Source organism: Lentzea chajnantorensis, assembly GCF_054300775.1.
On record NZ_JBSDZT010000002.1, the window covers coordinates 7,563,883 to 7,589,038 of the forward strand.

At 70.9% G+C, this 25,156-nt stretch carries 21 protein-coding genes, 1 tRNA gene and 1 pseudogene; 7 read left to right on the forward strand and 16 right to left on the reverse strand.

Annotation, left to right across the window (positions count from 1 at the left end; translation table 11 throughout):
- Positions 1 to 11 precede the first annotated feature (11 nt).
- Positions 12 to 100, forward strand: a tRNA-Asp gene (locus ACVDFE_RS36070).
- 429 nt (positions 101 to 529) lie between these two features.
- Here ACVDFE_RS36070 and ACVDFE_RS36075 read toward each other — a convergent pair.
- Positions 530 to 1,501, reverse strand: coding sequence for a quinone oxidoreductase family protein (locus tag ACVDFE_RS36075; RefSeq protein ID WP_458433608.1), 972 nt, complete (start codon positions 1,499 to 1,501; stop codon positions 530 to 532).
- Position 1,502: 1 nt separating this feature from the next.
- A complete protein-coding gene (locus tag ACVDFE_RS36080) occupies positions 1,503 to 2,303 on the reverse strand; it encodes an SDR family NAD(P)-dependent oxidoreductase (RefSeq protein WP_458433609.1) in 801 nt (266 codons plus the stop codon).
- 125 nt (positions 2,304 to 2,428) lie between these two features.
- Here ACVDFE_RS36080 and ACVDFE_RS36085 point away from each other — a divergent pair, with 125 nt between their 5' ends.
- Together ACVDFE_RS36085 and ACVDFE_RS36090 are read left to right on the forward strand one after the other, a co-directional pair.
- Positions 2,429 to 3,181, forward strand: a complete 753-nt coding sequence (locus ACVDFE_RS36085) for an SDR family oxidoreductase (protein WP_360398955.1) — start codon at positions 2,429 to 2,431, stop codon at positions 3,179 to 3,181.
- Between the two features lie 10 nt (positions 3,182 to 3,191).
- Positions 3,192 to 3,644, forward strand: a complete 453-nt coding sequence (locus ACVDFE_RS36090) for a MaoC family dehydratase (RefSeq protein ID WP_360398958.1) — start codon at positions 3,192 to 3,194, stop codon at positions 3,642 to 3,644.
- Here ACVDFE_RS36090 and ACVDFE_RS36095 read toward each other — a convergent pair.
- From ACVDFE_RS36095 to ACVDFE_RS36130, 8 genes are all read right to left on the reverse strand, one after another.
- A complete protein-coding gene (locus ACVDFE_RS36095) occupies positions 3,631 to 4,200 on the reverse strand; it encodes a TetR/AcrR family transcriptional regulator (protein WP_360398961.1) in 570 nt (189 codons plus the stop codon). The two genes, ACVDFE_RS36090 and ACVDFE_RS36095, sit on opposite strands and share 14 nt — an antisense overlap.
- A gap of 94 nt (positions 4,201 to 4,294) precedes the next feature.
- Positions 4,295 to 4,837, reverse strand: a complete 543-nt coding sequence (locus ACVDFE_RS36100) for an exonuclease domain-containing protein (protein ID WP_458433610.1) — start codon at positions 4,835 to 4,837, stop codon at positions 4,295 to 4,297.
- A 22-nt stretch (positions 4,838 to 4,859) separates the two neighbouring features.
- The gene (locus tag ACVDFE_RS36105) at positions 4,860 to 5,570 is read right to left on the reverse strand and encodes a hypothetical protein (protein WP_360398967.1); all 711 of its coding nucleotides are present in this window, start codon (positions 5,568 to 5,570) and stop codon (positions 4,860 to 4,862) included.
- The gene (locus ACVDFE_RS36110) at positions 5,557 to 6,993 is read right to left on the reverse strand and encodes a substrate-binding domain-containing protein (RefSeq protein WP_458433611.1); all 1,437 of its coding nucleotides are present in this window, start codon (positions 6,991 to 6,993) and stop codon (positions 5,557 to 5,559) included. Before ACVDFE_RS36110 ends, ACVDFE_RS36105 begins: the two co-directional genes overlap by 14 nt.
- Entirely contained in the window at positions 6,990 to 8,111 is a 1,122-nt protein-coding gene (locus tag ACVDFE_RS36115; protein WP_458433612.1) for a hypothetical protein, read from the reverse strand. Before ACVDFE_RS36115 ends, ACVDFE_RS36110 begins: the two co-directional genes overlap by 4 nt.
- A gap of 90 nt (positions 8,112 to 8,201) precedes the next feature.
- On the reverse strand, positions 8,202 to 8,960 hold the full coding sequence (locus ACVDFE_RS36120) for an SDR family NAD(P)-dependent oxidoreductase (protein WP_360398976.1): 759 nt from the start codon (positions 8,958 to 8,960) through the stop codon (positions 8,202 to 8,204).
- Between the two features lie 14 nt (positions 8,961 to 8,974).
- Positions 8,975 to 10,171: an acetyl-CoA C-acetyltransferase gene (locus ACVDFE_RS36125; RefSeq protein ID WP_360398979.1), complete on the reverse strand. Its 1,197-nt coding sequence runs from the start codon at positions 10,169 to 10,171 to the stop codon at positions 8,975 to 8,977.
- 11 nt (positions 10,172 to 10,182) lie between these two features.
- Positions 10,183 to 11,328: an acyl-CoA dehydrogenase family protein gene (locus tag ACVDFE_RS36130; protein ID WP_360399273.1), complete on the reverse strand. Its 1,146-nt coding sequence runs from the start codon at positions 11,326 to 11,328 to the stop codon at positions 10,183 to 10,185.
- A 94-nt stretch (positions 11,329 to 11,422) separates the two neighbouring features.
- Here ACVDFE_RS36130 and ACVDFE_RS36135 point away from each other — a divergent pair, with 94 nt between their 5' ends.
- On the forward strand, positions 11,423 to 12,046 hold the full coding sequence (locus tag ACVDFE_RS36135) for a TetR/AcrR family transcriptional regulator (protein ID WP_360398982.1): 624 nt from the start codon (positions 11,423 to 11,425) through the stop codon (positions 12,044 to 12,046).
- Here the strand turns inward: ACVDFE_RS36135 and ACVDFE_RS36140 are convergent.
- A complete protein-coding gene (locus ACVDFE_RS36140; protein ID WP_360399276.1) occupies positions 12,039 to 12,311 on the reverse strand; it encodes a GlsB/YeaQ/YmgE family stress response membrane protein in 273 nt (90 codons plus the stop codon). The two genes, ACVDFE_RS36135 and ACVDFE_RS36140, sit on opposite strands and share 8 nt — an antisense overlap.
- Positions 12,312 to 12,416: 105 nt before the next feature.
- Positions 12,417 to 13,196: a sporulation protein gene (locus ACVDFE_RS36145; protein ID WP_360398985.1), complete on the reverse strand. Its 780-nt coding sequence runs from the start codon at positions 13,194 to 13,196 to the stop codon at positions 12,417 to 12,419.
- A 179-nt stretch (positions 13,197 to 13,375) separates the two neighbouring features.
- Between ACVDFE_RS36145 and ACVDFE_RS36150 the strand changes: the two genes are divergently transcribed.
- The 3 genes and pseudogenes from ACVDFE_RS36150 to secA2 all read left to right on the forward strand — a co-directional run bounded on the left by ACVDFE_RS36150 (position 13,376) and on the right by secA2 (position 19,992).
- The gene (locus ACVDFE_RS36150) at positions 13,376 to 16,300 is read left to right on the forward strand and encodes a carboxyl transferase domain-containing protein (RefSeq protein ID WP_458433613.1); all 2,925 of its coding nucleotides are present in this window, start codon (positions 13,376 to 13,378) and stop codon (positions 16,298 to 16,300) included.
- A gap of 11 nt (positions 16,301 to 16,311) precedes the next feature.
- On the forward strand, positions 16,312 to 17,610 hold the full coding sequence (locus tag ACVDFE_RS36155) for an MFS transporter (RefSeq protein ID WP_360398991.1): 1,299 nt from the start codon (positions 16,312 to 16,314) through the stop codon (positions 17,608 to 17,610).
- 95 nt (positions 17,611 to 17,705) lie between these two features.
- A pseudogene (gene secA2, locus ACVDFE_RS36160) lies at positions 17,706 to 19,992 on the forward strand (accessory Sec system translocase SecA2).
- A gap of 131 nt (positions 19,993 to 20,123) precedes the next feature.
- Here the strand turns inward: secA2 and ACVDFE_RS36165 are convergent.
- Genes ACVDFE_RS36165 through ACVDFE_RS36180 form a run of 4 tightly spaced genes read right to left on the reverse strand, consistent with a single transcriptional unit; the run spans position 20,124 to position 25,048 of the window.
- A complete protein-coding gene (locus ACVDFE_RS36165) occupies positions 20,124 to 20,435 on the reverse strand; it encodes a hypothetical protein (RefSeq protein WP_458434456.1) in 312 nt (103 codons plus the stop codon).
- Between the two features lie 43 nt (positions 20,436 to 20,478).
- Positions 20,479 to 21,591 carry an aromatic ring-hydroxylating oxygenase subunit alpha gene (locus ACVDFE_RS36170; protein WP_458433614.1) on the reverse strand — a complete coding sequence of 371 codons (1,113 nt, stop codon included), beginning with the start codon at positions 21,589 to 21,591 and terminating at the stop codon, positions 20,479 to 20,481.
- On the reverse strand, positions 21,588 to 22,688 hold the full coding sequence (gene solA / locus ACVDFE_RS36175; protein WP_458433615.1) for an N-methyl-L-tryptophan oxidase: 1,101 nt from the start codon (positions 22,686 to 22,688) through the stop codon (positions 21,588 to 21,590). The genes ACVDFE_RS36170 and solA overlap by 4 nt, the downstream gene beginning before the upstream one ends.
- Positions 22,685 to 25,048: a GcvT family protein gene (locus tag ACVDFE_RS36180; RefSeq protein WP_458433616.1), complete on the reverse strand. Its 2,364-nt coding sequence runs from the start codon at positions 25,046 to 25,048 to the stop codon at positions 22,685 to 22,687. Before ACVDFE_RS36180 ends, solA begins: the two co-directional genes overlap by 4 nt.
- Positions 25,049 to 25,156 lie beyond the last annotated feature (108 nt).

Sequence of the window (25,156 nt, forward strand, 5' to 3'; positions counted from 1 at the left end):
TACGGCCCTGGGGGCGGTCCGCGTGTGGCGGGCCGCCCCTTCGGCGTTCCGCATGTGACTGTCAATCGCAGGGTTACTGGTTCGAGTCCGGTACCGGCCAGCGCGAGACACGTCACTCGGACGGGTGAAGCTTGTCCGGATCTGCGCCTGGGCTCGTCTTGTTCACGTCCGGATCTCATGGGCTCGCGCGCCCCGGAATGAGGAGGTGCGGCGGCCGGCCCTGGGTGACACGTCCGCGGTACCGCGGAGGTGCGCCCTGGCCGAGGAGAGCCACGCGGAGCCGAGCCGGGCCGTGCTGGACGGAGGCGAGGCCGCGCAGGGCGGGTGACGCGGGCGGGGTTGGGCAGGGCCGTGCCGGGCCTGAGCCACATCGGGCCAGCCAAGCTGAGGCCCCGAGGCCTGGGGCCGCGCCGGACCGAACCGCGCCGCGCCGCGCCGCGAGCCGCGAGCCGCGAGCCGCGAGCCGCGAGCCGAGAAAAGCAAGGGGGCGGCCCGCCGCAGCGAACCACCCCCTCACCCTCAGCCGGCGCTACCGCGACGGGTCCAGCAGCAGCTTGCCCGCCGTCCGGCGGGACCGCAGGTCCTCGTGGGCCTGCCGGATCTCGCCCATCCCGTACTCGCCGCCCGGGACCGCCTTCAGCTTGCCGTCGACCACGAGCTGGAACAGCTCGGCCATCGCGCGGTGGGCGAGGGTGCCGTGGTCGGCGTCGCGGACCTTCAGGGCGTGGGGCAGCCACATGCCCGCGACGGTCGTGGAGTGCACGAGCAGGGCGCCGAGGTCGACTGGCTTCGGCCTTTCGCGTGAGGCCATGCCGTAGAACGCGAGGCGGCCGAACGGGGCCAGCGCGGCCAGCGACTGGTCGGTGGTCGCACCGCCGGTCATGTCCAGGACGACGTCGACGCGGCGTCCGTTGTTCGCCTCGATCAGGGCGGCCGTCATGTCTTCCGCGCGGGAGTCGACTGCCACGTCGGCGCCGAGGTCGAGGGCCAGTTTGCGCTTGTCGTCGGACGACGCGGTGGCGATGACGCGGCCGGCGCCCCAGAGTTTCGCCAGCTGCACGGCGATGGTGCCGACGCCGCCCGCGGCGGCGTGGACGACGACGGTCTCGCCGGGTTCCTGGTGCGTGGACTTGCGCAGCAGCAGCCAGGCGGTGGCGCCCTGCACGATCAGCGAGAGTGCGGTCAGGTCGTCGACGCCGTCGGGCACGTCGAACGTCGTCAGCGCGGGGGCCACGGCCTTCTCGGCGTAGCCGCCGGAGTTCTTCGTCAGTGCCACGACCCTGCGTCCGTCCTCAGTGGACCCGACGACCTCGCCGCCGGGGACCAGGGGCAGGGTCATCTTCGCCAGGTAGGAGTTCTCCGCCTGGTGCGTGTCGGCGTAGTTGAGGCCGGCGCGGCTGACATTGATCAGCACCTCGCCCTCGGCCGGTACGGGGTCGGGCAGCTCCACCCGCTGGAGCACCTCGGGGCCGCCGAACTCGGTGATCTGGATGGCACGCACGTCAGTTCTCCTCGAGCGCGATCGAAACGGGGTCCTTGCGGGCGGCGTCGATGCGCGAGCCGTCGGGGTTGCGCGGGCCGGGCGGGTTGCGGAAGCCGAACGGCTCGGAGGGCCGGCCGGACTGCACGAACCACGCCTCGCCGGTGCCAGAGCCCTCCACAATGGACATGAAGGTGTCCACGACGGCCGACACGGGCAGGATCGGCATGCCGATGTCCTGCAACGTCGAACGCAGCGGCGTGATGATGCCGGTGTCGGCGAACGCCGGGCAGAGGGCGTTCACGCGGATGTCGGGGTACGCGCCGGCCAGGGAACGGACCAGGCCGACCACGGCGGCCTTGTTCGCGCCGTAGACCGGGTCGCCGGGCATCGGCATGAGGCCGGCCATCGACGCGGTGGCGATGATCTGGCCGCCCGACGCGCGCACGTGGGACAACGCGGCGTGTGCGCCGTAGACGACGCCGTCGAGGTTGATGGCCATCGCGCGCCGGTACACGTCGGCGTCGAAGTCGTCGCCCAGTGAGCAGCCGGTGCCGATGCCGGCGTTCAGGAACGCGATGTCCAGGCCGCCGAACTCGCGCACCGCGACCGCGACGGCCTCGGCCGAGTCGGCGGGCTGCGTCACGTCGCAGCGCACGAACACGCCGCCGGCCTCGTCGGCGACGAGCTTGCCCCGCTCGACGTCCACGTCGGCGACCACGAGCCGGACACCGAGCCCGGCCAGGCGGCGGGCGGACGCGGCGCCGATGCCGTTGGACCCGCCGGTGATGAGCGCGACCTTGCCGGTGAGCTCCACTGGCACCTGCCTCCTCGAAGATGTGCAACATTCCGACCAGTCGGTATGGTCGTCCGCACGGCGCTGGACGTCAAGCGGACTGATGGGTACGTTACTAAGCGCTTGCTTAGCTCACAATTGGAGGAGGACCCGTGGCCGACAGGGTTGCCATCGTCACCGGCGCGGCGCGTGGCATCGGTGCCGCCGTCGCGCAGCGCCTCGCCGCGGACGGCCTGGCCGTCGCGTTGCTCGACCTCGACGAGCAGGGCGTGCTCGAAGGCGCCGACAAGATCGTCGCGGGCGGTGGGCGCGCCATCGGGCTCAAGGTCGACGTGGCCGACGAGGAGCAGGTCAACGCGGCCGTGGCCAAGGTGGCCGAGGAGCTCGGCGCGCCGACCGTGCTCGTCAACAACGCCGGTGTGCTGCGCGACAACCTGCTGTTCAAGATGTCCGCGAGCGACTGGGACACGGTCATGAACGTGCACCTGCGCGGCGCGTTCCTCATGAGCAAGGCCGTGCAGGCGTTCCAGACGAAGGAAGGCTTCGGCCGCATCGTCAACCTGTCGTCCACGAGCGCGCTGGGCAACCGCGGCCAGGCCAACTACTCCGCCGCCAAGGCCGGTCTGCAGGGCTTCACGAAGACCCTCGCGATCGAGCTCGGCAAGTTCGGCGTCACGGTCAACGCGATCGCGCCCGGTTTCATCGCCACCGAGATGACCAAGGCGACCGCCGAGCGCATGAAGATCTCGTTCGAGGACCTCGTCAACGGTGCCGCGCAGACGATCCCGGTCGCGCGCGTCGGGCAGCCGGAGGACATCGCGCACACCGCGTCGTTCCTCGTCAGCGAGGGTGCGGGCTTCGTGTCCGGTCAGGTCATCTACGTCGCCGGCGGACCGAAGGACTGAGGGCAGCCCCATGCGCGCGTTCGAGAGCATCGACGAGCTGGTCGCCGCGAAGGGCGAGCACCTCGGGTTCGGCGAGTGGCACGAGGTCACGCAGGAGCAGGTCAACCTGTTCGCCGACGCGACGCTGGACCACCAGTGGATCCACATCGACGTCGAGAAGGCCGCACAGGGCCCGTTCGGCGGCCCGGTCGCGCACGGCTACCTGACGTTGTCGCTGGTGCCGTACCTGGTGCGCGACGTCTACACGGTCAAGAACATCAAGATGGGCGTGAACTACGGCAGCAACAAGGTCCGCTTCCCGCAGCCCGTGCTCGTGGGCGCGCGGGTGAGGGCCGGGGTGGAGCTGCTGGACGTCTCGGACATCGCACTGGGCAAGCAGCTCGTCACGAAGGTCGTCGTCGAGATCGAGGGCAGCGACAAGCCCGCGTGCGTCGCCGAGATCGTCAGCGTCATCGTGCCGTGATCGAGTGGATCAGCAGGTCCGCGTAGTGCTCCGCCAGCCGCCCGGCCGGGATCTCCCCGTCCGGGCGGTACCAGGTGCCCAGCTGGTGCAGTGAGCCGAAGAAGTAGTGGGTGGCGACGTCGGCCGGCACGTCGGCGCGGAACGACCCGTCGCGCTGCCCCTCTTCGACCAGGCCGCGGAACCGCTCGTGGTAGCGCCGCCGTTCGGCGCGCACCTCCTTCTGCTTCTCGGCCGAGAGGTGGTTCATCGACCGGAAGAACACCTTGGCGGCGTCGAAGTCCTCGATGCTCGTGATGATCACGTCGACCGCGGCCTCGCGCAGCCGCGCGGTGACCGGCCCGTCGCCGGAGACGATCTTCTCCAGGTGTTCGGTCTGCAGGCGCAGCAGCCGCCCGTAGATCTCGTGCAGCAGGTCGTCCTTCGACCCGAAGTAGTGGTACATGGCGCCCTTGGTGACGCCGGCGTGTTCCACGACCTCCTGCACGGCGACCCGTTCGTAGCCCTTGTCCGCGAACAGGCGGGTGGCGGCGTCGATCAGTCTTTCAGGCACGGTCACGCCCGGAGCGTACCGCCAGGGCGTGGGGAACCCGGGCAATGACCAGCCACTGGACGGTTGCCGTCGACTCCACAGTGGACTCCCGCCGACGTGATCACCTCTTGAGCAGCCCGGCCAGCAGGCCCGCGATGTTGTGGGCGTCGTCGTGGCCGCGGTGGTGCGTGCCGTCGAGGCGCTGCCCGGCGATCCGCAGCGCCTCGGCCATCCCGACCTCCCGCGGCAACGCGTGCGCCAGCGCGAACAACGTCTTGACGTTGAGGTGCCGGGGCCCGAACGGGTACTTCACCCCCAGTGCGGCGCACTGCCGCTCGAACATGATGCGGTCGTAGTTGCCGTACGACGCCCAGACGCGGTCGGCGGAGCGGTACTCCTTGCGCAGCAACGCACACGCCTCGGCGAACGGGACACCGCCCGCGACCTGCCCCGCGGTCAGCGTCGTGAGCCGGGTGCAGAAGGGGCTGACGGACGACAGCACCGGCCGCACGAGCACGCTGCGCCGCTCACCCCGCTTCCCCGAGCTCACCTCGAGCGGGCTGATCCCGATCTCGATGATCTCCGAGACCTCGCCGGGCGGCGGCGTCCCCTCCCAGCAGGTCGACTCGACGTCGACGACCAGCACGTGGTCCAGTGCGATCACGTGCCGATCATCCCCGCCCCGTCTACTGGAACACGACGACGGGCAGCACGACGACCTCGCCGGCCTCGGCGTTCCACGACTGCACCTTGCCCAGGCAGCGCGCGTTGAACTGCCCCGGCGGCAGCGTGTCGCGCAGGCTCGCCCGGTCGCACTCCACCCGCACCCGGTGCTCGCCCGCGGAAGCGAGCAGCACCGCCCGGTCACCGGCGTCGTCGCCGAGCTCGAACCGGCCGTGCAGCGACACGTAGTCGCGGATGTCGTTGAGCCGGGTGGCCCGGCCACGCCGCCACGCCTCGTCCGCGGTGATGGTCCGCGTGGTCAGGTCGACGTCCACGACGCCGTGCGCGGCCCGCAGCCCTGCCAGGACCACGCCGATCACGTCGATCTCCGTGGCCGGTTTCTCGTAGGTGTCGGTGTTCTGCTCCACCACCGACCCGTCCACGCCGATGCCGAACTCGTTCGGCCCGACCTGGAGCTTGCCGTTCTTGGTGACGGTGATCTGCTTGACGAACTGCCGGGTGACGGCGTCGTCGTAGCGGCCGACCTTGCACAGGTTGATCATCCGCTGGCCGTGCACGTAGAACAGCAGGCCCGGCACCTCCGGCTGCGGGTCGCGGCGGCGCATCCAGTGCACGGCCAGCGCGACGACCACGACGAGCGCGGCCAGCGTCACGCCCCACAGCAGGAGCCAGCCCCACAGGACCGACCACCAGAGCCCTCTATCGACATCCACGGATCTCCCTCACCGCCTGCGGCAACGACGTCGTGCCGGCGTCCACGAGCCGGCCACCACTGGCCTGCGCCACGCGGTCGAGCTCCGCGCGGTCCGCCTCGCCGAACCGGATGGGGTACACCGGCACCTCGCCCCGCCCGACCCGCAGGAACTCGTCCACCGACGGGCCCGCGTTGTTCTCGCCGTCGGTCATCAGCACGACCGCCGTCTCCCCGCGGGCCAGCCGCAGCGCGTGGTCGAGCGCACCCCAGATGGCCGTGTTGTCGCGCAGGTCATCGGACGCGACGACGGCCAGCAACGCGTCGAGGTCGGCCCTCCCGCGCACGGTCACCGAGCGCTCTTCCAGCACGGTGCCCGCGAACCGGACGATCGTGACCGTCTCGCCGACGTAGAAGCGGTCGAACCCGGTGAGCGACGCGAACGCCTCGCGCAGCGCGGTGATCCGCTCGCCGCGCATGGACGTCGAGTAGTCCAGCACGAACACCACCTGACGACCCTCGCCCGCCCGGTCGTGGAACACGAGCAGCCGGTCGAGCACCTCCTGCCGGTCCGGGAAGTACAGGGCGGTGCCGATGTCGGCGGTCAGCCGCCGGTCGCGCGGTGCGGCCGGGTCGACCGGGCGCCGCCAGGTGCGTTCGGCGATCATCCGCTGCGCGGGCGGTGACCGCAGCCAGTCCACGACCCGGTCGTAGGCGGTCCGGTGCGCGGGGTCGACCAGCATCAGCGGGTAGTCCGACAGCACGATCCCGTCGCGCGGGTACACGAGCTCCAGCGGTTCGGGGAGCCGCCCGGAGGCGTTGAGCGCCAGCAGCTCCGACTCGTGCGCGACGACGCCGTCGACGGTGTCGTCGGAAGACCGCCGGACGAGCTCTGCCACCGGGTCGGGCACGTCGAACGCCCGCCCGGCGAGGAACCCCTGCAGGCGGTCGCAGCTCACGTCCTCCGGCCGCAGCGCCGCACCGGTGCCCGCGGCCGCGGTGGCCACCCCGATGAGCGCGGCCATCCCGCCACCGGACACCCGCGGGTCGGCCATGCCGTAGCGGAACTCCCCCACCGCCGCCCGGTCCGCGACGTCGGCCCACGTCGGCCGCTCCCCCAGCACGGCCCGCCGGCCCGGCCGCACGCCCAGCACCACCGGGGAGGTCATGATGCTCGCCGACAACGCTGGCTCGGCGCCGCGCAGCCGCAGGAACCGGTTGCTGGACAGCCACGCCAGGTCGAACCCGGCGAGCGACCGGCTGGCCTCGACCGTGCCGCGGTGCTCGACCGCCAGCTCGACACCGGTGGCGCGCCTCAGCTCGGCCAGCACCGGGGCGAGGTCGGCGAGCTCGGGGCTCGCCAGCACCCGCAACCGCACCGGCGGCGGTGAGCTGGAGGTGCACGCGGTCAGCACGAGCAGCAGCACCGCGGCGACGACCCTCACCGGCAGTCGCCGACGACGTCGAGCATGCGCTCGAAGAACTCGGCCTTGGGCAGCGGCACCCGGCCGGCCTGGCCCACCGGTGGCTGCGGCAGCCCGTGCTCGGTGATGACGCGACCGAAGTCCTGGTCGGTCTCCCCGCTCCAGCCCAGCGGGTGGAACCCGAGCTCGACGGCGCGGCGGCGCAGCTGCGGGTCGTTCATCATCAGCTCGCCGATCCGGTCGCCCTCGGGCGTGAACGAGATGAGCTCGGGCGTGCTCTGGTGCTGCGCCGTCGGGTAGAGCAGCACGCGGTCGCGGTCGGGCTGTTCCCGCCGCAACTGATATGCGATGTACTGGTGCTCGTACATCACCGCGATGACCGCGTGCGTGCGTCCTTCCGGCACGAAGAACTTCGGCGACATGTCCTCACCGGCCTGGCCCTGCGCGGCGATGTGCGGTTTGACCAGCAGCCCCAGCTCCTCCGCCTCCCGCAGGCTCTGCACCGGTTCGTCGCGCAGCGCGGCCGCGTAGAACCCGACGAGGGCCGCGCCCGAGTAGGCCTTGCACGGGTCCGGTGACTGGGCGACGACGAGGTTGTTGTTGCTCAACCCGAGGTCGCTCCACCTCTGCTCGGACAACGCCATGAACTTGTCGAGGTCGAGGTCGTAGAACAGCGGCGCGGGGTTCTCGTCGTGCGCCACGGCGGCGCCCGCCCGCCTCAGCGCCTCGGCGTGCTCGCGGAAGGTGGCGAGCACGACCGGGGTGAAGAACGGGCGGAACGGCACCGCGTGCTTGCCCTCGCGGCGTGCCTTGACCCGTTCGTTCGCCACGTGCCCCGACGGGAACACGAAGTGGTAGCTGTCCAGGTCGGGGCTGTCGGCGAGGTCGCGCGACCCGATCGGGGTCACGTGCACCTGGTAGCCGCGCGCCATCAGGATCTGCTTCACCTGCTCGTCCTGGAAGAACTCCCGCTTCGACGCGAGCATCACCCGCACCACGGTGGTGCTCCGGAACGGCCCGGTGACGTGCCCGGTCACCAGCAGCACCACCAGCCCGGCCACGAACACCGCGAGCGGCGGCGCGAACCACAGCAGGAAACGTCTTCGCGGGTCGACCGCCTTGAAATCCGGCTCCTGCACGACTCCCCCTCATGCCGAAAAGCCCCCGACGAGGATTAGACGCGTCGAGGGGGCTCTTGGCACTAGGCCGTTCAGGCAGTGGTCACGGGCTCAGACGATGACCGCTCCACCGTCGACCACCAGCGTCTCACCGGTAACGTAGCCACCGGCGGGCGAGGCGAGGAACACGACGGCCGCGGCCAGCTCCTCCGGGTCGCCGATGCGCCCCGCGGGCAGCGCCGCCCGCATCTTCTCCAGGTAGCCGGGCGGGTACTGGTCGGTCATCTCCGAGGCGAAGAACCCGGGGCAGATCGCGTTGACCCTGATGCCCTTGCGCCCGGTCCACTGCTGCGCGAGGTCGCGCGTCAGGCCGAGCAGACCGGCCTTCGACGCCGAGTACGCGGCCTGCGGGATGCCGCCGGTCACGAGTCCGAGCACGCTGGAGATGTTGATGATCGAACCACCGGCGGTCATCACCGCGGCGGCGGCCTGCGCCATCCAGTAGGCGCCGTTGAGGTTCACGTCGATCACGCCGAGGAACTGCTCCGGCGTCTCCCGCGAGGCCGGCACCGCCGACGCCACACCCGCGTTGTTGACGAGCACGTGCACCGGGCCGAACTCGGCGGCGGCACGCGCCACCTCCCGGCAGTCGTCGGGCTGCGAGACGTCGGCCTGCACCACCAGGGCGCGGCGGCCGGTCGACTCGACCAGCGCGGCCGTGTCCTTCAGCCGGTCCGCACGACGGGCCGCGAGGACGACGTCCGCACCCGCCTCCGCGAGGCCCTTGGCGAACGCGACGCCGAGGCCGGAGGACGCGCCGGTGACGATCGCGACCTTCCCGTCGAGGCGGAACTTGTCGAGGATGCCCACTTGGCCAGAACCCTTCAGCTCAGTCGTTCCAGGACGATCGCCATGCCCTGGCCGCCGCCGACGCACATCGTCTCCAGCCCGAACTGGGCGTCGCGGGCCTGCATGCCGTTGATCAGCGTGGTCATGATCCGGGCGCCGGTCGAGCCGAACGGGTGGCCCAGCGCGATGGCGCCGCCGTGGACGTTCAGCCTGTCGAGGTCGATGCCCAGTGCGCGCTGGCTGCCGAGCACCTGCACGGCGAACGCCTCGTTGATCTCCACCAGGTCGATGTCCGAAATGGACATACCGGCGTGCGCAAGCGCTTGCTGCGTCGCTTCCACCGGCCCGAGGCCCATGATCTCCGGCGAAAGCCCGGACACACCGGTGGACACGATGCGTGCCAACGGGGTCAGGCCGAGCTCGCGGGCCCGCACGTCGCTCATGACCACGACCGCGGCGGCGCCGTCGTTGAGCGGGCAGCAGTTGCCCGCGGTGACGGTGCCCCCGGGGCGGAACGACGGCTTGAGCGCCGACACCGCTTCGTAGGTCACGCCGGCCCGCGGACCGTCGTCAGTGGACACGACGGTGCCGTCCGGCAGCGTCACCGGCGTGATCTCGCGGGCGAAGAACCCGTCCGCGATGGCCTTCTCCGCGAGGTTCTGCGACCGGACCGCGAACTCGTCCTGGTCGTGCCGGGAGATGCCGAGCTGCGTGGCGACGTTCTCCGCGGTCTGCCCCATCGCGATGTAGTAGTCGGGCAGCTTGCCGTCCGACCGCGGGTCGGTCCACGGGGCGTTGGACGCGGCGGTGTCCTGGGTCCGCTGCTGCGCCTCGTCGAAGAGCGGGTTGGACGACGGCACGCCGGAGTGCAGGTACCGCGAGACGCACTCGACGCCGGCGGAGATGAACGCGTGGCCCTCGCCCGCTTTGATCGCGTGGAACGCCATGCGCGCGGTCTGCACCGAGGAGGCGCAGAACCGGTTGACCGTCGTTCCCGGCAGGGTGTCGTGGCCGAGCTGCACGGCCACCCGCCGCGCGATGTTCTGGCCGTGCTCGTCCTGCGGCTCGGCGCACCCGAGGTGCAGGTCGGTGATTTCGGTGGCGGGGACGTCCGCCAGCGCCGCGGCGATCACCTGCGCGGCGAGGTCGTCGGGCCGCAGTGAGGCGAGCGACCCCTTGCGCGCACGGCCGATCGGCGAGCGGGCGGTGGAAACGATGACGGCTTCAGCCATGTCGCACTCCCCTACAGGCCCAGGTCGCGGCCGATGAGTTCCTTCATGATCTCGTTGGAGCCCGCCCAGATCTTCGTGACGCGGGCGTCCATCCACGCGCGGGCGACGCGGTACTCGGTCATGTAGCCGTAGCCGCCGTGCAGCTGCACGCAGGCGTCGATGACCTCGTTCTCGATGTCGGCGCTCCAGTACTTCGCCTGCGCCGCCTCGACCGCGGTCAGCTCCTTGCGCACGTGCTGCACCGTCAGGTTGTCCACGAACGCCTGCGTGACGTCGAGCTTGGTGCGCAGCTCCGAGAGCAGGAACTTGTTGTGCTGGAACTTGCCGATCGCCTGCCCGAACGCCTTGCGCTCCTTCACGTACTCCAGGGTCTCGTCGAAGATGCCCTGGGCGTGCGCGAGGTTCGAGATGGCGGCGCCGATGCGCTCCTGCGGCAGGCGTTCCATCATGTAGATGAAGCCCTGGCCCTCCTCGCCGATCATGTTCTCGGCGGGCAGCCGGACGTCGGAGAAGAACAGCTCCGCGGTGTCGGAGGGGTGCTGGCCGACCTTGTCGAGCTTGCGGCCGCGCTCGAAGCCGGGCATGCCGGTCTCGACGGCGAACAGCGTGATGCCGCGCGCGCCCTTGGCCGGGTCGGTGCGGGCAGCGACGACGATCAGGTCGGCGGTGTAGCCGTTGGTGATGAACGTCTTGGAGCCGTTGAGGACCCAGTCGTCACCGTCGCGCACGGCGTTCGTCTTCAGCGCGGCGAGGTCGGAGCCGCCGGACGGCTCGGTCATCGCGATGCCGGTCTTCAGCTCACCGGTGCACATGCCGGGCAGCCAGCGCTGCTTCTGCTCCTCGGTGCACAGGTCGACCAGGTACGGGGCCACGACGTCGCCGTGGATGCCCAGCGACGACGCGACGGCGGCGTTGACCCGGCACAGCTCCTCGGCGAACACGGCGTTGAAGCGGTAGTCGTTCGCGCCGCTGCCGCCGTAGGACTCCGGGATCTCCAGGCCGAGCAGCCCCTGGCGGCCCGCCTCCAGCCACACGTCGCGGTCGATGACCCGCTGCTCGATGAACTTCTCGACGTTCGGCGCGATCGTGCGGTCGACGAACTCCTTCGCCGACTCGCGGAACGCGACGTGGTCCTCGTTGAACAGCGTCCGCTGCACGATCTTCTCCTCCATACTAAGCGGTTGCTTAGCGCTAAGCGCACGCTTAGCGTGCAGTACGATCGATCACCTGTCAACACGCGAGGAGCGCCCGATGACGACGACCGGCCTGGAGGGCTTCGCGCTGCTCGACGAGACGTGGCGCTCGATCACCCCGGACGCCGCCCGCAGGATGCTCATCGCCGCCGTGCACGCGTTCGCGGACAAGGGATATCACGCCACGACCACCAGGGACATCGCCGCTCTGGCCGGGATGTCGCCGGCCGCGGTGTACATCCACTACCGGTCCAAGGAAGAGCTGCTGTTCAACATCTCGCGGGTCGGCCACGAGACGTCGCTGGCGCTGCTGTCGGGCATCCGCGGCGACGACCCGGTGCAGCGGCTGCAGAACGCGGTCGCGGCGTTCGCGGGGTGGCACGCGGAGTTCCACACGACGGCACGCGTGGTGCAGTACGAGCTGGGCGCGCTCTCCCCGGAACACCACGCGGAGGTGGCGGAGCTGCGCAGGCAGATCGACGGGCGGATGCGGTCGTTCATCTCCGACGGCATCGACGCGGGCGTGTTCGACGTGCCGGACCCGCGGGGCGCGACGCTCGCGGTGCTGTCGCTGTGCATCGACGTCGCGCGGTGGTACCAGCCGGGCGGGCGGCGCACACCGGACGAGATCGGCGCGCTGTACGCCGACCTCGTCCTGCGGATGCTCAGGCCCGCTAGCTGACCCTGTTGCGGCCGTACAGCCCGGCCACGAGCGACACGCCGATCGCGGCGACCACGATCTGCACGATCACCTCGATCCAGTCGATGCCGGGCGTGTCCTCCACGCCCAGCAGCCGCGCGATCCACGAACCGATGAACGCGGCCGCGATGCCGACCAGGATGGTCAGCCAGACCGGGATGTTCTGCTTGCCCGGCGCGAACAGCTTGCCGAGCAGGCCCAGTACCAGGCCGATGACGAGCGCGCCGATGACACCGCCGATGGTCATGACCGCCTCCTCCTCGATGGTGTTCGGATCTCCTTCGATCATCCCTTCGGATGCCGAGATCCGCAGCACGAGGAGCAGTGCGATGGGCCTTTCGGCCCTATCGGGTTACCAGCGGCTGCCGGAGACCTGGCTCATCCACTGGGTGATGGTGGCGGTCCAGTCGGTGCCCACCGACTGCTCGTGCGTGACGGCGAACCGGCCGTAGGCGTCGCCGCCGGCGCGCAGCAGACCGGCGCGCTTGTCGGCCTCCAGGATCACGTGCAGGTGCTGCGGGGTAGTGACGAAGGTCAGCTCGACCTGCTTGAGGCGGCCCGCGAACTGCGGCGGCGGGTAGAACTCGATCTCCTGGTAGAACGGCAGCGTCTGCGGCACGCCGTGGATGCGGCCGCGCTCGTTGTCGGCCTTGGTGAAGCGGAAGCCCATCTGCCCGAACGCCTGCAGCACCACGTCCTGCGAGGGCAGCGGGTGCACCCAGATCGGGTCGAGGTCGCCGGGGTCGACCGCGCCGCGGACCTCCAACTCGGTGCGCAGGCCCAGCTGCATGCCCGCGAGCTGCATGCCGCCGACGACGTTCAGCGGGCACTCGACCGGCACCGGGATCTGGAACGGCAGCGACAGGTTCTGGTGCGGCTGCGCCAGGATGCGCTGGCCCACGGAGAACTTGTGGAACTCCATGTTGGTGTTGTACTCGTTGTCGCCGCTCTCGACCTCGACGCGGGTGAGCAGCGCCAGCGTCACGTGGTCGATCTCGGCCGGGTGGTCGCCGCCGGCGATCCTGACCTCGCCGCTCAGCACCTCGCCCGGCCGGACGTTCGGGTTGGTCAGGACCGTGTCGACAGTCGGCCCGCCCACGCCGAACGCGCGCATCATCCTCTTGAACACCACTGCGGCCTCCTGAAGCCCTTCGCACCTGTGCGGCGAGTCTGCCTGCTGGATCGTCCGTTCGCGCCGAACCGTTCCGTGGACGTCCCATTCCCCCGATCGGTTCCGTGTGGACTTCTGTTGACCTCAGATGGCAACATGCGACCGCCGTCACATACTAAGCGGTCGCTCAGGAGGTTGCAGTGCTGTTGGTCGCCAACCGGGGCGAGGTCGCCGTGCGCGTCCTGCGCGCCGCCGCTGACCTGGGAATCCGCACCGTGGCGGTGTACGCCGAGGACGACGCGTCGTCGCTGCACGTGACGCTCGCGGACCGGGCCGTCGCGCTGCGTGGACCGGCCCCCTACCTGGACGCCGAGCAGCTCCTCGACGCCGCGGAGGGCTGTCGGGCCGTGCACCCCGGCTGGGGGTTCCTGTCGGAGAACGCGGCGTTCGCACGGGCGTGCCGGGATCGCGGCCTCGCGTTCGTCGGGCCGTCACCGGAGGTGCTGGAGCTGCTGGGCGACAAGCGGCGGGCCCGCGAGCTGGCCGCGTCGCTGGGCATCCCGGTGCTGGACGCGGTGCCCGGCGAGTTCCCGGTGATGGTGAAGGCCGTCGCGGGCGGCGGTGGCAAGGGCATGCGGGCGGTGCACGACCCGGCGGACCTCGACGCCGCGATCGAGGCGTGCCGTGCGGAGGCGCTGGCGGCGTTCGGCGACGACGACGTCTACTTCGAACGGTTGCTGCCCTCCGCACGGCACATCGAGGTGCAGCTGGTCGGCACCGCGGTCCTCGGCGACCGCGACTGCTCGCTGCAGCTGCGGCACCAGAAGGTCGCCGAGATCGCCCCCGCGCCGCTGCTCGACCCCGCACTGCGCCGGGCGCTGCACTCCGCGGCGGCCGCGATCGCCACCGCCGCCGGGTACACCGGCGTCGGCACGGTGGAGTTCCTGGTCTCCGGCGACGAGTTCGCGTTCCTGGAGGTCAACCCGCGGCTGCAGGTCGAGCACACGGTGACCGAGGTGGTGTCCGGAGTGGACCTCGTGCGCACCCAGCTGCTGCTGGCGCAGGGCGGCGACGTCGACGTCACGCCGCTGGACCGGGGCAGCGCCGTGCAGCTGCGGGTGAACCAGACCTCCGGCGGGACGCTGTCGGTGTTCCAGCCGCCGTCCGGGCCGGGCATCCGGGTCGACACGCACGCCTACCCCGGCTACCGGGTCGGGACGCGCTACGACGGGCTGCTCGCGAAGCTCGTGGTGCACGGCGAGGACCTGGACGTGGCGCTCACCCGTGCACGGCGGGCGCTGGGCGAGTTCCGGGTCGAGGGCGTCCCGACCAACCTGGAGTTCCTCCGGACGCTGCTCACCCGCGACGTCGTCGGCGTGCCGACCAACTTCCTCGTCGAGGAACCGGCCGATGGCATGCGGGCCCCGCTGGCGGGGACCGTGGTCGCGGTGGCGGCGGACTCCGTCGTGCTCGAAGCGATGAAGATGCAGCACGTCGTGCGCGTGTCCGGCGAGGTGCTGGTCGCCGTCGGGGACACGGTCGCCGCCGGTCAGCCGCTCGCCTCCGGCGCCGGTGAGTCCACTGAGGACGCCGCACCGGCCGACCCGGCGGAGGTCCGGCCCGACCTCGCCGAGGTGCTGCACCGGCACTCCTTCGACCGGCCCGAGTCCGCGGCACGGCGGCACGCGGCCGGTGGCCGCACCGCACGGGAGAACATCGCCGACCTCTGCACGGACTTCGTCGAGTACGGCGGTCTGGCGATCGCCGCCCAACGCGCGCGCCGGTCGTTGCCCGAGCTCATCGAACGCACGCCCGCCGACGGCATGGTGGCCGGCATCGGTGTCGTGAACGGGCAGCGGATCGTGGCGATGTCGTACGACTACGCGGTGCTCGCCGGTACCCAGGGCCTGCGCAACCACCAGAAGAAAGACCGGCTCTTCGCGTTGGCACGGCAGGAGAACCTGCCGGTGGTGCTGTTCGCCGAAGGCGGTGGCGGGCGGCCCGGCGACACCGACCACAGCATGGTCAGCGGGCTCGACTGCGGCTCGTTCCACGCGTTCGCGCAGCTGAGCGGCCAGGTGCCGCTGGTGGGCGTGGTCGCGGGGCGGTGCTTCGCCGGTAACGCGGTGCTGCTGGGCACGTGCGACGTGATCATCGCGGTCGAGGGCGCGAACATCGGCATGGGCGGCCCGGCGATGATCGAGGGCGGCGGGCTCGGCACGTTCCGCCCCGAGGACATCGGGCCGTTGGACGTGCAGGTGCCCAACGGTGTCGTTGACGTCGTGGTCGGCTCCGAAGAAGAAGCCGTCGCCGTGGCCCGCCAGTACCTCTCGTACTTCCAGGGGCACCAGTCGTCGTGGGAGTGCGCGGACCAGCGCCTGCTGCGCCACGCCGTCCCGGAGAACCGCCTGCGCGCCTACGACGTGCGCCCGATCATCGACACCCTCGCCGACACCGGCTCCGTCCTGGAACTGCGCAGGGGCTTCGGCAGGGGCGTCGTCACCGCGCTCGTCCGCGTCGAAGGCCGTCCGCTCGGCGTCATCGCCAACGACCCGCACGTCCTCGGTGGCGCCATCGACGCCGACGCCGCCGACAAGGCCGCCCGCTTCCTGCAGCTGTGCGACGCGTTCGACCTCGCCGTCGTGAGCCTCTGCGACACCCCCGGCTTCATGGTCGGCCCGGACGCCGAGCGCACCGCCACCGTCCGGCACCTCACCCGCATGGTCGTCACGGGCGCGAACCTGTCCGTCCCCTTCGGACTCGTCGTGACCCGCAAGGCCTACGGGCTCGGTGCCCAGGCCATGGCCGCCGGCAGCCTCAAGGTCCCCCAGTTCGCCGTCTCCTGGCCCACCGGTGAGTTCGGCCCCATGGGCCTCGAAGGGGCGGTGAAGCTCGGGTTCAGGCGCGAGCTCGACGCCATCGAGGACCCGCAGGAACGCGCCGCGCGCTACGACCACATGGTCGCGGCGGCGTACGAACACGGCAAAGCGCTCAACGTCGCGTCGGTCTTCGAGATCGACGACGTGATCGACCCCGCGGACACCCGCCGGTGGGTCGCGACGGCGCTCGCCCCCTCAGCTTCCCGCCCCCAAGGGAAGAAACGCCCGTTCGTGGACACCTGGTGAGGAGCACCCCCGTGGTCAGTGTCGCCCCGGAACAGAAGACCTTGCGCAGGCTCATGGCAGCCGGTCTGGCCGGATCCAGCATCGAGTGGTACGACTTCTTCATCTACGCGACCGCGGCAGCGCTCGTCTTCCCGAAGCTGTTCTTCCCGGAAGCGACGCCGCTGGTCGCGCTGCTGCTGTCGTTCAGCACCTTCTGGGCGGGCTTCGTCGCCCGCCCCATCGGCGGCCTGGTCTTCGGGCACGTCGGTGACCGGTTCGGCCGCAAGCCGGCGCTGGTCATCTGCCTCGCCATGATGGCCGGTGCCACGTTCCTGATCGGCCTGCTGCCGACCTCGGCGAGCATCGGCGTCGGCGCTCCCCTGCTGCTCGTCGTGCTGCGGTTCCTGCAGGGCATCGCCGTCGGCGGCCAGTGGGGCGGTGTCGTCCTGCTGCTCACCGAGTCCGCAGGACCGCGCCGCCGCGGGTTCGCGGGCACGTTCGGGCAGGCCGGTGTGCCGATCGGCGTGTTCCTCGGCAACGTCGCCTTCATCGCCGCCACCACGACGATGAGCCAGGAGGCGTTCGCCTCGTGGGGCTGGCGCGTGCCGTTCCTCGCGAGCGCCCTGCTGTTCCCGGTCGTGCTGTTCATCCAGCTCAAGGTCGAGGACAGCCCGGTGTTCCGCGAGCTGCAGCAACGCCGCGCCGCCGGTCCCGCCGTCGTCCACGCTCCCCTGAAGGAGGCCCTGCGCTCGCACCGCAGGCAGATCCTGCTCGGCGCCGGCCTGATGTTCGCCTCGAACGCCATCTTCTACGTCTCGATCGCGGGCGTGCTGTCGTACGCGACCACGACGCTGGGGCTGGCGCGCGAGTCCGTGCTGATGGTGAGCCTGCTGTCCTCGCTCGTCGGCATCCCGGTGATCCTCTACGCCGGTGCGCTGTCGGACCGGCTGGGCCGCCGCCCGCTGATCATCGCGGGCACGGTCGGCATGCTCGTCTGGGCGTTCCCGTACTTCCTGCTGGTCGACACGGGCTCGCTGCTGTGGATGTTCGTGGCCACGACCGTCGGCGGCATCGCGACCTCGCTGGTCTACGGGCCGATCGCCGCCTACCTGGGTGAGCTGTTCGCGCCCGAGGTCCGCTACTCGGGCGCGTCGCTGGCCTACCAGCTGGCGTCGATCCTGGTCAGCGGCGGTACGCCGGTCATCATGACGGCGCTGCTGGGCGCGACCGGGACCTCGCTGTCGGTGTCGGCGTTCCTGCTGCTCATGGCGGTGGTGACACTGGTGTCGGTGCTGCGGCTGCCGGAGACGCACCAACCGGAACAGGCCTGATCACGGCTGTGGAGGCCCGGATGAACCCGACAATCCGGGCCTTCACAGTCAAGACCTCTGCGGAACCTCGCGGCAATGCCGTACGTTGCTGCGTCGTGACCACTCTCATGGCGCGCTTCAAGCAGCGGATGCGCCGGTTCGCGCAGAAACCGGCGTCGATCGACCTCGCACCGTTCTCGGCCCGGCTCGCTGACGTGGACAAACACGCCGAGGCGTTCAAGGCGTTCAGCGACGAGGAGCTGACGGCCCACGCCGTGAAGCTGCGCGAGGAGTGCACCGACACCGAGCTGGTCGCGCTGACCAGGGAGGCCGCGGACCGCGCCATCGGGCAGCGGCCGTTCGACGTGCAGGTGCTGGGCGCGCTGGGCCTGCTCAACGGCCTCGTCGTCGAGATGGCCACCGGTGAGGGCAAGACGCTCGCCGGCGCCATGGCCGCGGCCGGGTTCGCGATCAAGGGCAAGCGCGTCCACGTGGTCAGCGTCAACGACTACCTGGCCCAGCGCGACGCCGAGTGGATGGGGCCGCTGTACCGGCTGCTCGGCGTCAGCGCCGGGTGGCTCAACGGCAGCTCCAAGCACGAGGAGCGGCGCGACGCCTACCAGTGCGAGGTCACGTACGCACCGGTCAGCGAGATCGGGTTCGACATCCTGCGCGACCGCATCGCCACCCGGCCGGAGGACCTGATCGTCCCCGAGCCCGAGGTCGCGCTGATCGACGAGGCCGACTCGGTGCTCGTCGACGAGGCCCGCGTGCCGCTCGTGCTGGCCGGTTCGACCAGCGCGGAGGCCGCCGACCCGGTGATCGCCGACCTGGTGAAGCGGCTGCGGCAGAACCTGCACTACGAGATCGACGACGAGGAGCGCAACGTCTTCCTCACCGGCGCGGGCTCCGAGGCCGTCGAGCGCGCGCTGGGCGAGATCGACCTGTACTCGCAGGAGCACGTCACCTCGACGCTGTCGAAGGTCAACGTGGCCCTGCACGCGCAGGTCCTGCTGCACCGCGACGTCGACTACATCGTGCGCGACGGCAAGGTGCACCTGATCAACGACACCCGCGGCCGCGTCGCGAAGCTGCAGCGGTGGCCGGACGGCCTGCAGGCCGCGGTCGAGGCCAAGGAGAACGTGCAGACGACCGAGTCGGGCGAGATCCTCGACTCGATGACCGTGCAGGCGCTGCTGTCGCGGTACCCGACGCGGTGCGGCATGACCGGCACGGCCGTGGCGGTCGCGGAGACCCTGCGCGAGTTCTACTCGCTCGAGGTCCTCGTGATCCCGCCGAACAAGGAGAACATCCGCGAGGACGAGCACTTCCGCCTCTACGCGACGCTGGAGCAGAAGGAAGCCGCGATCGTCGAGGAGATCAAGACCGCGCACGAGAGCGGGCGCCCGATCCTCGTCGGCACGCTCGACGTCGCCGAGTCGGAGCGGATCTCCACGAAGCTGCGCAAGGCCGGGCTCGAGTGCGTGGTGCTGAACGCGAAGAACGACGCCGAGGAGGCGGCGATCATCGCCGACGCCGGCTCGTTCGGGCGCATCACCGTGTCGACGCAGATGGCCGGTCGCGGCACGGACATCCGCCTGGGCGGCCACGAGGGCGAGGACCACGACCGCATCGCCGAGCTGGGCGGCCTGTACGTGGTCGGCACCGGCCGGCACTCGTCCTCCCGCCTCGACGACCAGCTGCGCGGCCGCGCCGGCCGCCAGGGCGACCCCGGTGGCTCGGTGTTCTTCTCGTCGCTGCAGGACGACCTCATCACCCAGTACGCGCCCGACGCCGAGGACCCGTCCGAAGTGGACACCGACGGCCGGGTGCGCGACAAGGGCCTGCTGCACACCTTCGAGCACGCCCAGCGCGTGGCCGAGGGCGTGGACCTGGAGATCCACCGCAACACGTGGCGCTACAACAAGCTGATCGAGCACCAGCGCGACCTGCTGCTCAAGCACCGGGACGTGGTGCTGCGCACGGACGCCGCGTTCGAGAAGCTCGGCGAGAAGGAGGGTGCGCCCGACGAGATCGCGGCGGAGGCGGCGCGCGGGATCACGCTGTTCTTCCTCGACGACCTGTGGACGCACCACCTGACGTTCCTGTCCGACCTGCGCGAGGGCATCCACCTGCGCGCGCTGGCGCGGCAGAACCCGCTCGACGAGTTCCACCGCGAGGCCATCCCGGCGTTCAACAAGATCGTGCCGGAGTCGTGGGAAGCTCGCGAAGGAGAAGTACGAGGCAGCGAAGATCACCGACGACGGCTACGACCTCGCCGACGCCGGGGTGAAGCGCCCCAGCTCGACGTGGACGTACCTGGTGCACGACAACCCGTTCGGCTCCGGGCTGGAGGAGACGATGAAGGGTCTGGTCAAGATGGTGCGCGGCCAGCGGCGCTGACCGTCACGGGCCGGACCGTCACGGGTCGGACCGTCGCTGCCCGGCCGTGACGGTCCGACGGTTGCGGCTCGACGGTCGCGGCTCGACCGTCGCGGTCCGATCGTCGCGGCTCGACCGTGCCGGTCCGATCGTCACGATCTGGGCAGCAGGTCGTCGGCCGCCCTGGCGGGCCTGGGCAGTTCCTCGGCCCGCGTGACCGCCCTCGCCGGGGTGGCCGCGGGTCTGGCCGCCACCGCGGGCGCGGCCGTGCTCCTGCTCGCCGTCGTCATCTCCTCGGAGAGCGTCCTGATCTCCGCGAGGATGTCGAGGTGCTCCTGCGACGGCGGTGGTCCCACGAAGTTGGACCTGTTGTGCGCCGTCCGTTCCGCTCGCTCGGCCAGTTGGCGGATGCGGCGGAGGAGATCGTGCTCCCCGTTGGGGGGCAAGAAGTCCGTCTGCTCCATCACCCGTGCAAGCTTTCGCGTGCACGGGTGACCAGTCGATCCCCTAGTCGGCTGATTCCAGTTTGCGGAGGAGCCAGGCGTGGAAGTCGCCGATGTGGTGCTCGGAGGGCACCAGCACTCCGCCCTGCGCGTAGGCCTTCGAGGCCATGGCGGGCTGGCATCGCTCGCAGGCTTCGAAGTCCTGCTCGTTCACCCGGTGGAACAGCTCGACCGAGCGGGAGACGTCACGGCCGGTGGCGACGACTTCCTTGGCGTAGAGCCAATCGCACTCCACGACCGTCCGGTCCGCGGCCACCGGGTACATGCGGTGCACGATCACGTGGTCCGGCACGAGGTTCACGAAGACCTGCGGTTTGACGGTGATGGCGTAGTACTTCCGGTCGCGTTCCTCCTCCAGCGCCGCAAGCCTTGCGAAGCCCTCACCACCGTCGACGGTGAACCCCTGGACGTCCTCGCCGAACTCGGCGCCGTGGCCGACGTAGTACTGCGCCGCGTAGCCGTCGGCGAACTCGGGCAGCACCTCGGTCAGCTCGGGGTGGATGGTCGCGCAGTGGTAGCACTCCATGAAGTTCTCGATGATCAGCTTCCAGTTGGCCCTGACGTCGTAGACGATCCGCCTGCCCACGGACAACCGGTCGACCTCGTAGCCGTCGATGGCGTCGAGTGACCCCAAACGTTCGGTCACCGCGCTCAGCACGTCGTCCTCGAACCTCGGAGGACTGTCCGAAAGGTTCACCCACACGTAGCCGAGCCATTCGCGCAAATGCACCTTCGTCAGTCCATACGCAACGCGATCGACGTCGGGCATTGAGGTGAGGTTGGGTGCGGCGATCAGGTTTCCGTCCAACGCGTAGGTCCAGGCGTGGTAAGGGCACTGGAACGCGCGTTTGACGCTGCCGGCCTCCTCGACGCAGATGCGCGCGCCGCGGTGGCGGCACACGTTGAGGAACGCGTTGAGCGCACCGCGGCGGTCGCGTGCGACGAGCACGCTCTCCCGTCCGACCTGCACCGTGCGGAAGTCGCCGGCGTCCGGGAGGTCGGCCGCGCGGACCGCGCAGAACCACATGCGCTCGAAGATGGCCGCCTGTTCCCGTTCGAAGATCGCGGGATCGGTGTAGTAGCGGCCCTCCAGCGTGGGGATCAGGCTGCCGGTCATGCTCCGCCTCTCAGACGCGCCGGGTCGAACAGGGCGATCGGGTGCCTCGTCGCACCCTCGGCTGCGAGGTCGGCGACGATCTCGCCGACCACCGGCACGAACTTGAAGCCGTGCCCGGAGAACCCGCACGCCACCGTGACGCCGCCTTGGCGCGCGATCACGAAGTGGCCGTCGGCGGTGTTGGTGAACATGCAGGTGGACGCCCGGTCGAAGGTGCCGGTGACACCGGGCATGCGGTCGGCGACCAGCGCCCTGGCCGCCTCGACCTCGTGGTCGTGGACGGTGCGGTCGATGGTCTCCGGTGTGCAGGACCGGCCTTCGCCGTAGATGGCGACCTTGACGGTGCCGCCGCGTTCGGGGAAGCCGTAGAACGTGCGGCCGGTGCGTTCCCAGATGTAGGTGGGGTGGTCGCGGAGGTCCGCGGTGGGGCGGAAGAAGTGCTGCACCTGTCGTTCGACCTCGAACGTGACGCCCAGGTGCGCCAGCAGCCGCGGCGCCCACGGTCCCGGTGCGAGGACGACGTGACCGGTCTCGTAGGTGCCCTTCGCGGTGGTGACGCGGCCGGCCTCCCAGCGGGTCACCGGTTCCGCGAAGCGCAGCTCGGCGCCCGCCCGTGCGGCGAGGTCGAGGTGGGCGCGCACGGCGCTCTCCGGCACGACGTAGCCCGCTCCGGGTTCGTGCAGCGCGACCTCGTGCGGGTGCGGCCGCATCACCGGGAAGCGCCGGCGGATGTCGTGCGCGTCCAGCACCTCGTGCCGCAGGCCGTACTGCTCGGCGCTGCGCCGGCTGTCCGCGACGGTGCGGCTGTCCGGTGCGCCGACGAGGACGCCGCCGACCCGGTGGAAGATCCGCTGCCCGCTGTCGTGCTCGACCCGGTCCCACAGCTCGTGCGCGCGCAGCAGCAACGGGACGTAGGCCGGGTCCTCGAAGTAGGCCTGCCGCGTGATCCGCGACTCGCCGTGGCTGGAGCCCAGTGCGTGCACGGGCGTGAACTGCTCGAGCCCCAGCACCCGGAGTCCGCGCCGGGCCAGGTGCCAGGCCGCGGCGCTGCCCATGCCGCCGAGCCCGACCACGACGACGTCGTAGGTGCCGCTCACCCGCGCAGCCGCTTCATCCCGGGGTCGAACAGCGGCTCCGGCACCGGCCGCGCGCGCACCCTGGAGCCGAAGTACTCGATCTCGACCTCGCCGACGCCCTCGGGCAGCCACGCGTAGGCGATGTTGACGCCCGTCGTGTACCCGTAGGCCGCGCTCGTGACGTACCCGACCGGCTCACCGCCGTGGAACACCGGCTCGCTGCCCATGACGACCTGGTGCGGGTCGTCGATCGCCAGACACGTGAGTTTCCGGTCGCTGGAACGCTTCCCGAGCGCCTCCTTGCCGAGGAAGTCCTCGTCCTCCCGCACCGCGAACCCGAGGCCCGCCTCGAACGGGTCGTGCTCGTCGGTCACGTCGGTGCCCCACGACCGGTAGCCCTTCTCCAGCCGCAGGCTCGCGAACGCCCCGCGCCCGGCCGCGATCACGCCGTGCTCTCGCCCCGCCTCCCACAGCGTGTCCCACAGCGTCACGCCGAGGTCGGCCGTCGTGTACAGCTCCCAGCCCAGTTCGCCCACATAGGACAGTCGCAGCGCGGTCACCGGCACGTTCTTGACGAACCCCCGTTGCGCGGTGAAGTAGCCCTTCCCGGTGTCGAGCGTGTGCGCGACGCCGTTGAGCAGGTCGCGTGCCCTGGGTCCCCACAGGCCGATGCAGCACGTTCCCGCCGTGATGTCCCGGACGTGGACGTCGTCCGGTGCGTGCCGGGTGAGCCACGCCAGGTCGAGGTTGCCGTTGGCTCCGACCTGGAAGGTGGTCTCGTCGAGCCGCGCGACCGTGAGGTCGCTGCGCACACCGCCGGTCTCGTCGAGCAGCAACGTGTACACGACTGCGCCCGGTTTGCGCCGGAGGTTGTTGGTCGTCATGCGCTGCAGGAACTCCAGCGCGCCCGGCCCGCCGACCTCCAGCCGCTTCAACGGGGTCATGTCGAACATCGCCACGCGCCTGCGCGTCACCAGGGCCTCGGCGCCGCAGATCGGCGACCAGTACCGACTCGCCCACTCGCCGCGCTCCGGGACCTCCGCGACCTCGGGCAGGTCCGCATTGGCCTCGAACCAGTGCGGCCGCTCCCAGCCGGCGGCTTCGAGGAAGAACGCGCCCAGCTCCCGGTGCCGCGCGTAAAAGGGGCTCGTCCGCAGCGGCCGGGGGCTCTCCACGGGCTGCAGCGGGTGCAGCACGTCGTAGACCTCGGTGAAGTTCCGGCAGCTGCGCTCCAGCACGTAGTCCGGCGCCAGCTGCACCTGTTCGAACCGGCCGAGGTCGCTGGCGTGCAGGTCGAGCCGCGGCTGCCCGTCGACGATCCACTCGGCCACCGACCGCGCCACCCCGGCCGAGTGCGTGATCCACACCGCCTCCGCGACCCAGAACCCGCGCACCCGCGGGTGCTCCCCCAGCAGCGGCATCCCGTCGCTGGTGAACGAGAACAGCCCGTTGAACCCGCGCTCGACCCCCGCCTCGGCCAGCGCCGGGAACAGTTCGACCGCGGCCTCCCACGACGGCGCGAAGTCCTCCTCGGTGAACGGCAACTCCGAGCCGGTGATGTCCCCGGCGGCGATCGGCATGGGCCGGTGCCCGTAGGCCCCGATGCCCAGCGCCCGGCCGTGCGAGCGGAAGTACAGGTCGGCTTCCTGGTGCCGCAGGATCGGCTGCCGCGCCAATGCCCGCGGGTCGGCGGCCAGCTCACCGGTGAAGGCGTACTGGTGCGCCATCGGCACGAGCGGGACGGTCAGCCCGACCATCTCCCCCAGCACCGGCCCCCACATCCCGGCGCACGACACCACGACGTCGGCCGGGAAGGCGCCGCTCCCGGTCCGCACCGCGGTCACCCGGTCGCCGGAGGTCTCGACGGCGACGACCCGCTGCCCGTACTCGAACCGCGCGCCCCGCTCGACCGCCCTCCGCGCCTGCACCTCGGCGGCGGCAACGGGTCTCGCGAGACCGTCGCTCGGGATCAGGAAGCCGCCGAGGACCTGGTCGTGGTCGAGCAACGGGTGCAGGCGCGCCACCTCGCCGGCGTCGACGAGCCGGCTCGGCACGCCCCACGCCGTGGCCCAGCCGTGCCGGCGGGACAGGTCGGCGAGCCGCTCGGGGGTCGTGGCGATCTCCAGGCCGCCGACCTGGTCGAAGCAGCCCAGCGCGGTGTACTTCTCGACCGTGTAGCGGGCGAACGCGGTCATGCTGCGGCAGGGGTTCGTCTGGAACACCAGGCCCGGTGCGTGGCCGCTGGACCCGCCCGCCGCGGGCCCGTCCGCCTGGTCGAGGACCGTGACGTCGGTGAAACCGCGTTCGGTGAGCTCGTCGGCGAGCGCGCACCCGACGATCCCCGCCCCCACGAGCACCACGCGAGGCACTGCACCAGGCATCAGGACACCCCTTCGCCGCTGTTGCGCGTCACAGAACTCGTTCCGCTATATGCAACAAGCTGCGGCCAGCGGGACCGCCTGTCAATACCGCCGTTCGTGCCGCGGGCG

Excerpts from the sequence above, each read along its gene's own strand:
- ACVDFE_RS36165 (WP_458434456.1), bottom strand. The coding sequence starts at position 20,435 with ATGGAGCAGACGGACTTCTTGCCCCCCAACGGGGAGCACGATCTCCTC.
- ACVDFE_RS36170 (WP_458433614.1), bottom strand. The coding sequence starts at position 21,591 with ATGACCGGCAGCCTGATCCCCACGCTGGAGGGCCGCTACTACACCGAT.
- ACVDFE_RS36090 (WP_360398958.1), top strand. The coding sequence starts at position 3,192 with ATGCGCGCGTTCGAGAGCATCGACGAGCTGGTCGCCGCGAAGGGCGAG.
- ACVDFE_RS36125 (WP_360398979.1), bottom strand. The coding sequence starts at position 10,171 with ATGGCTGAAGCCGTCATCGTTTCCACCGCCCGCTCGCCGATCGGCCGT.
- ACVDFE_RS36140 (WP_360399276.1), bottom strand. The coding sequence starts at position 12,311 with ATGACCATCGGCGGTGTCATCGGCGCGCTCGTCATCGGCCTGGTACTG.
- ACVDFE_RS36135 (WP_360398982.1), top strand. The coding sequence starts at position 11,423 with ATGACGACGACCGGCCTGGAGGGCTTCGCGCTGCTCGACGAGACGTGG.
- ACVDFE_RS36180 (WP_458433616.1), bottom strand. The coding sequence starts at position 25,048 with ATGCCTGGTGCAGTGCCTCGCGTGGTGCTCGTGGGGGCGGGGATCGTC.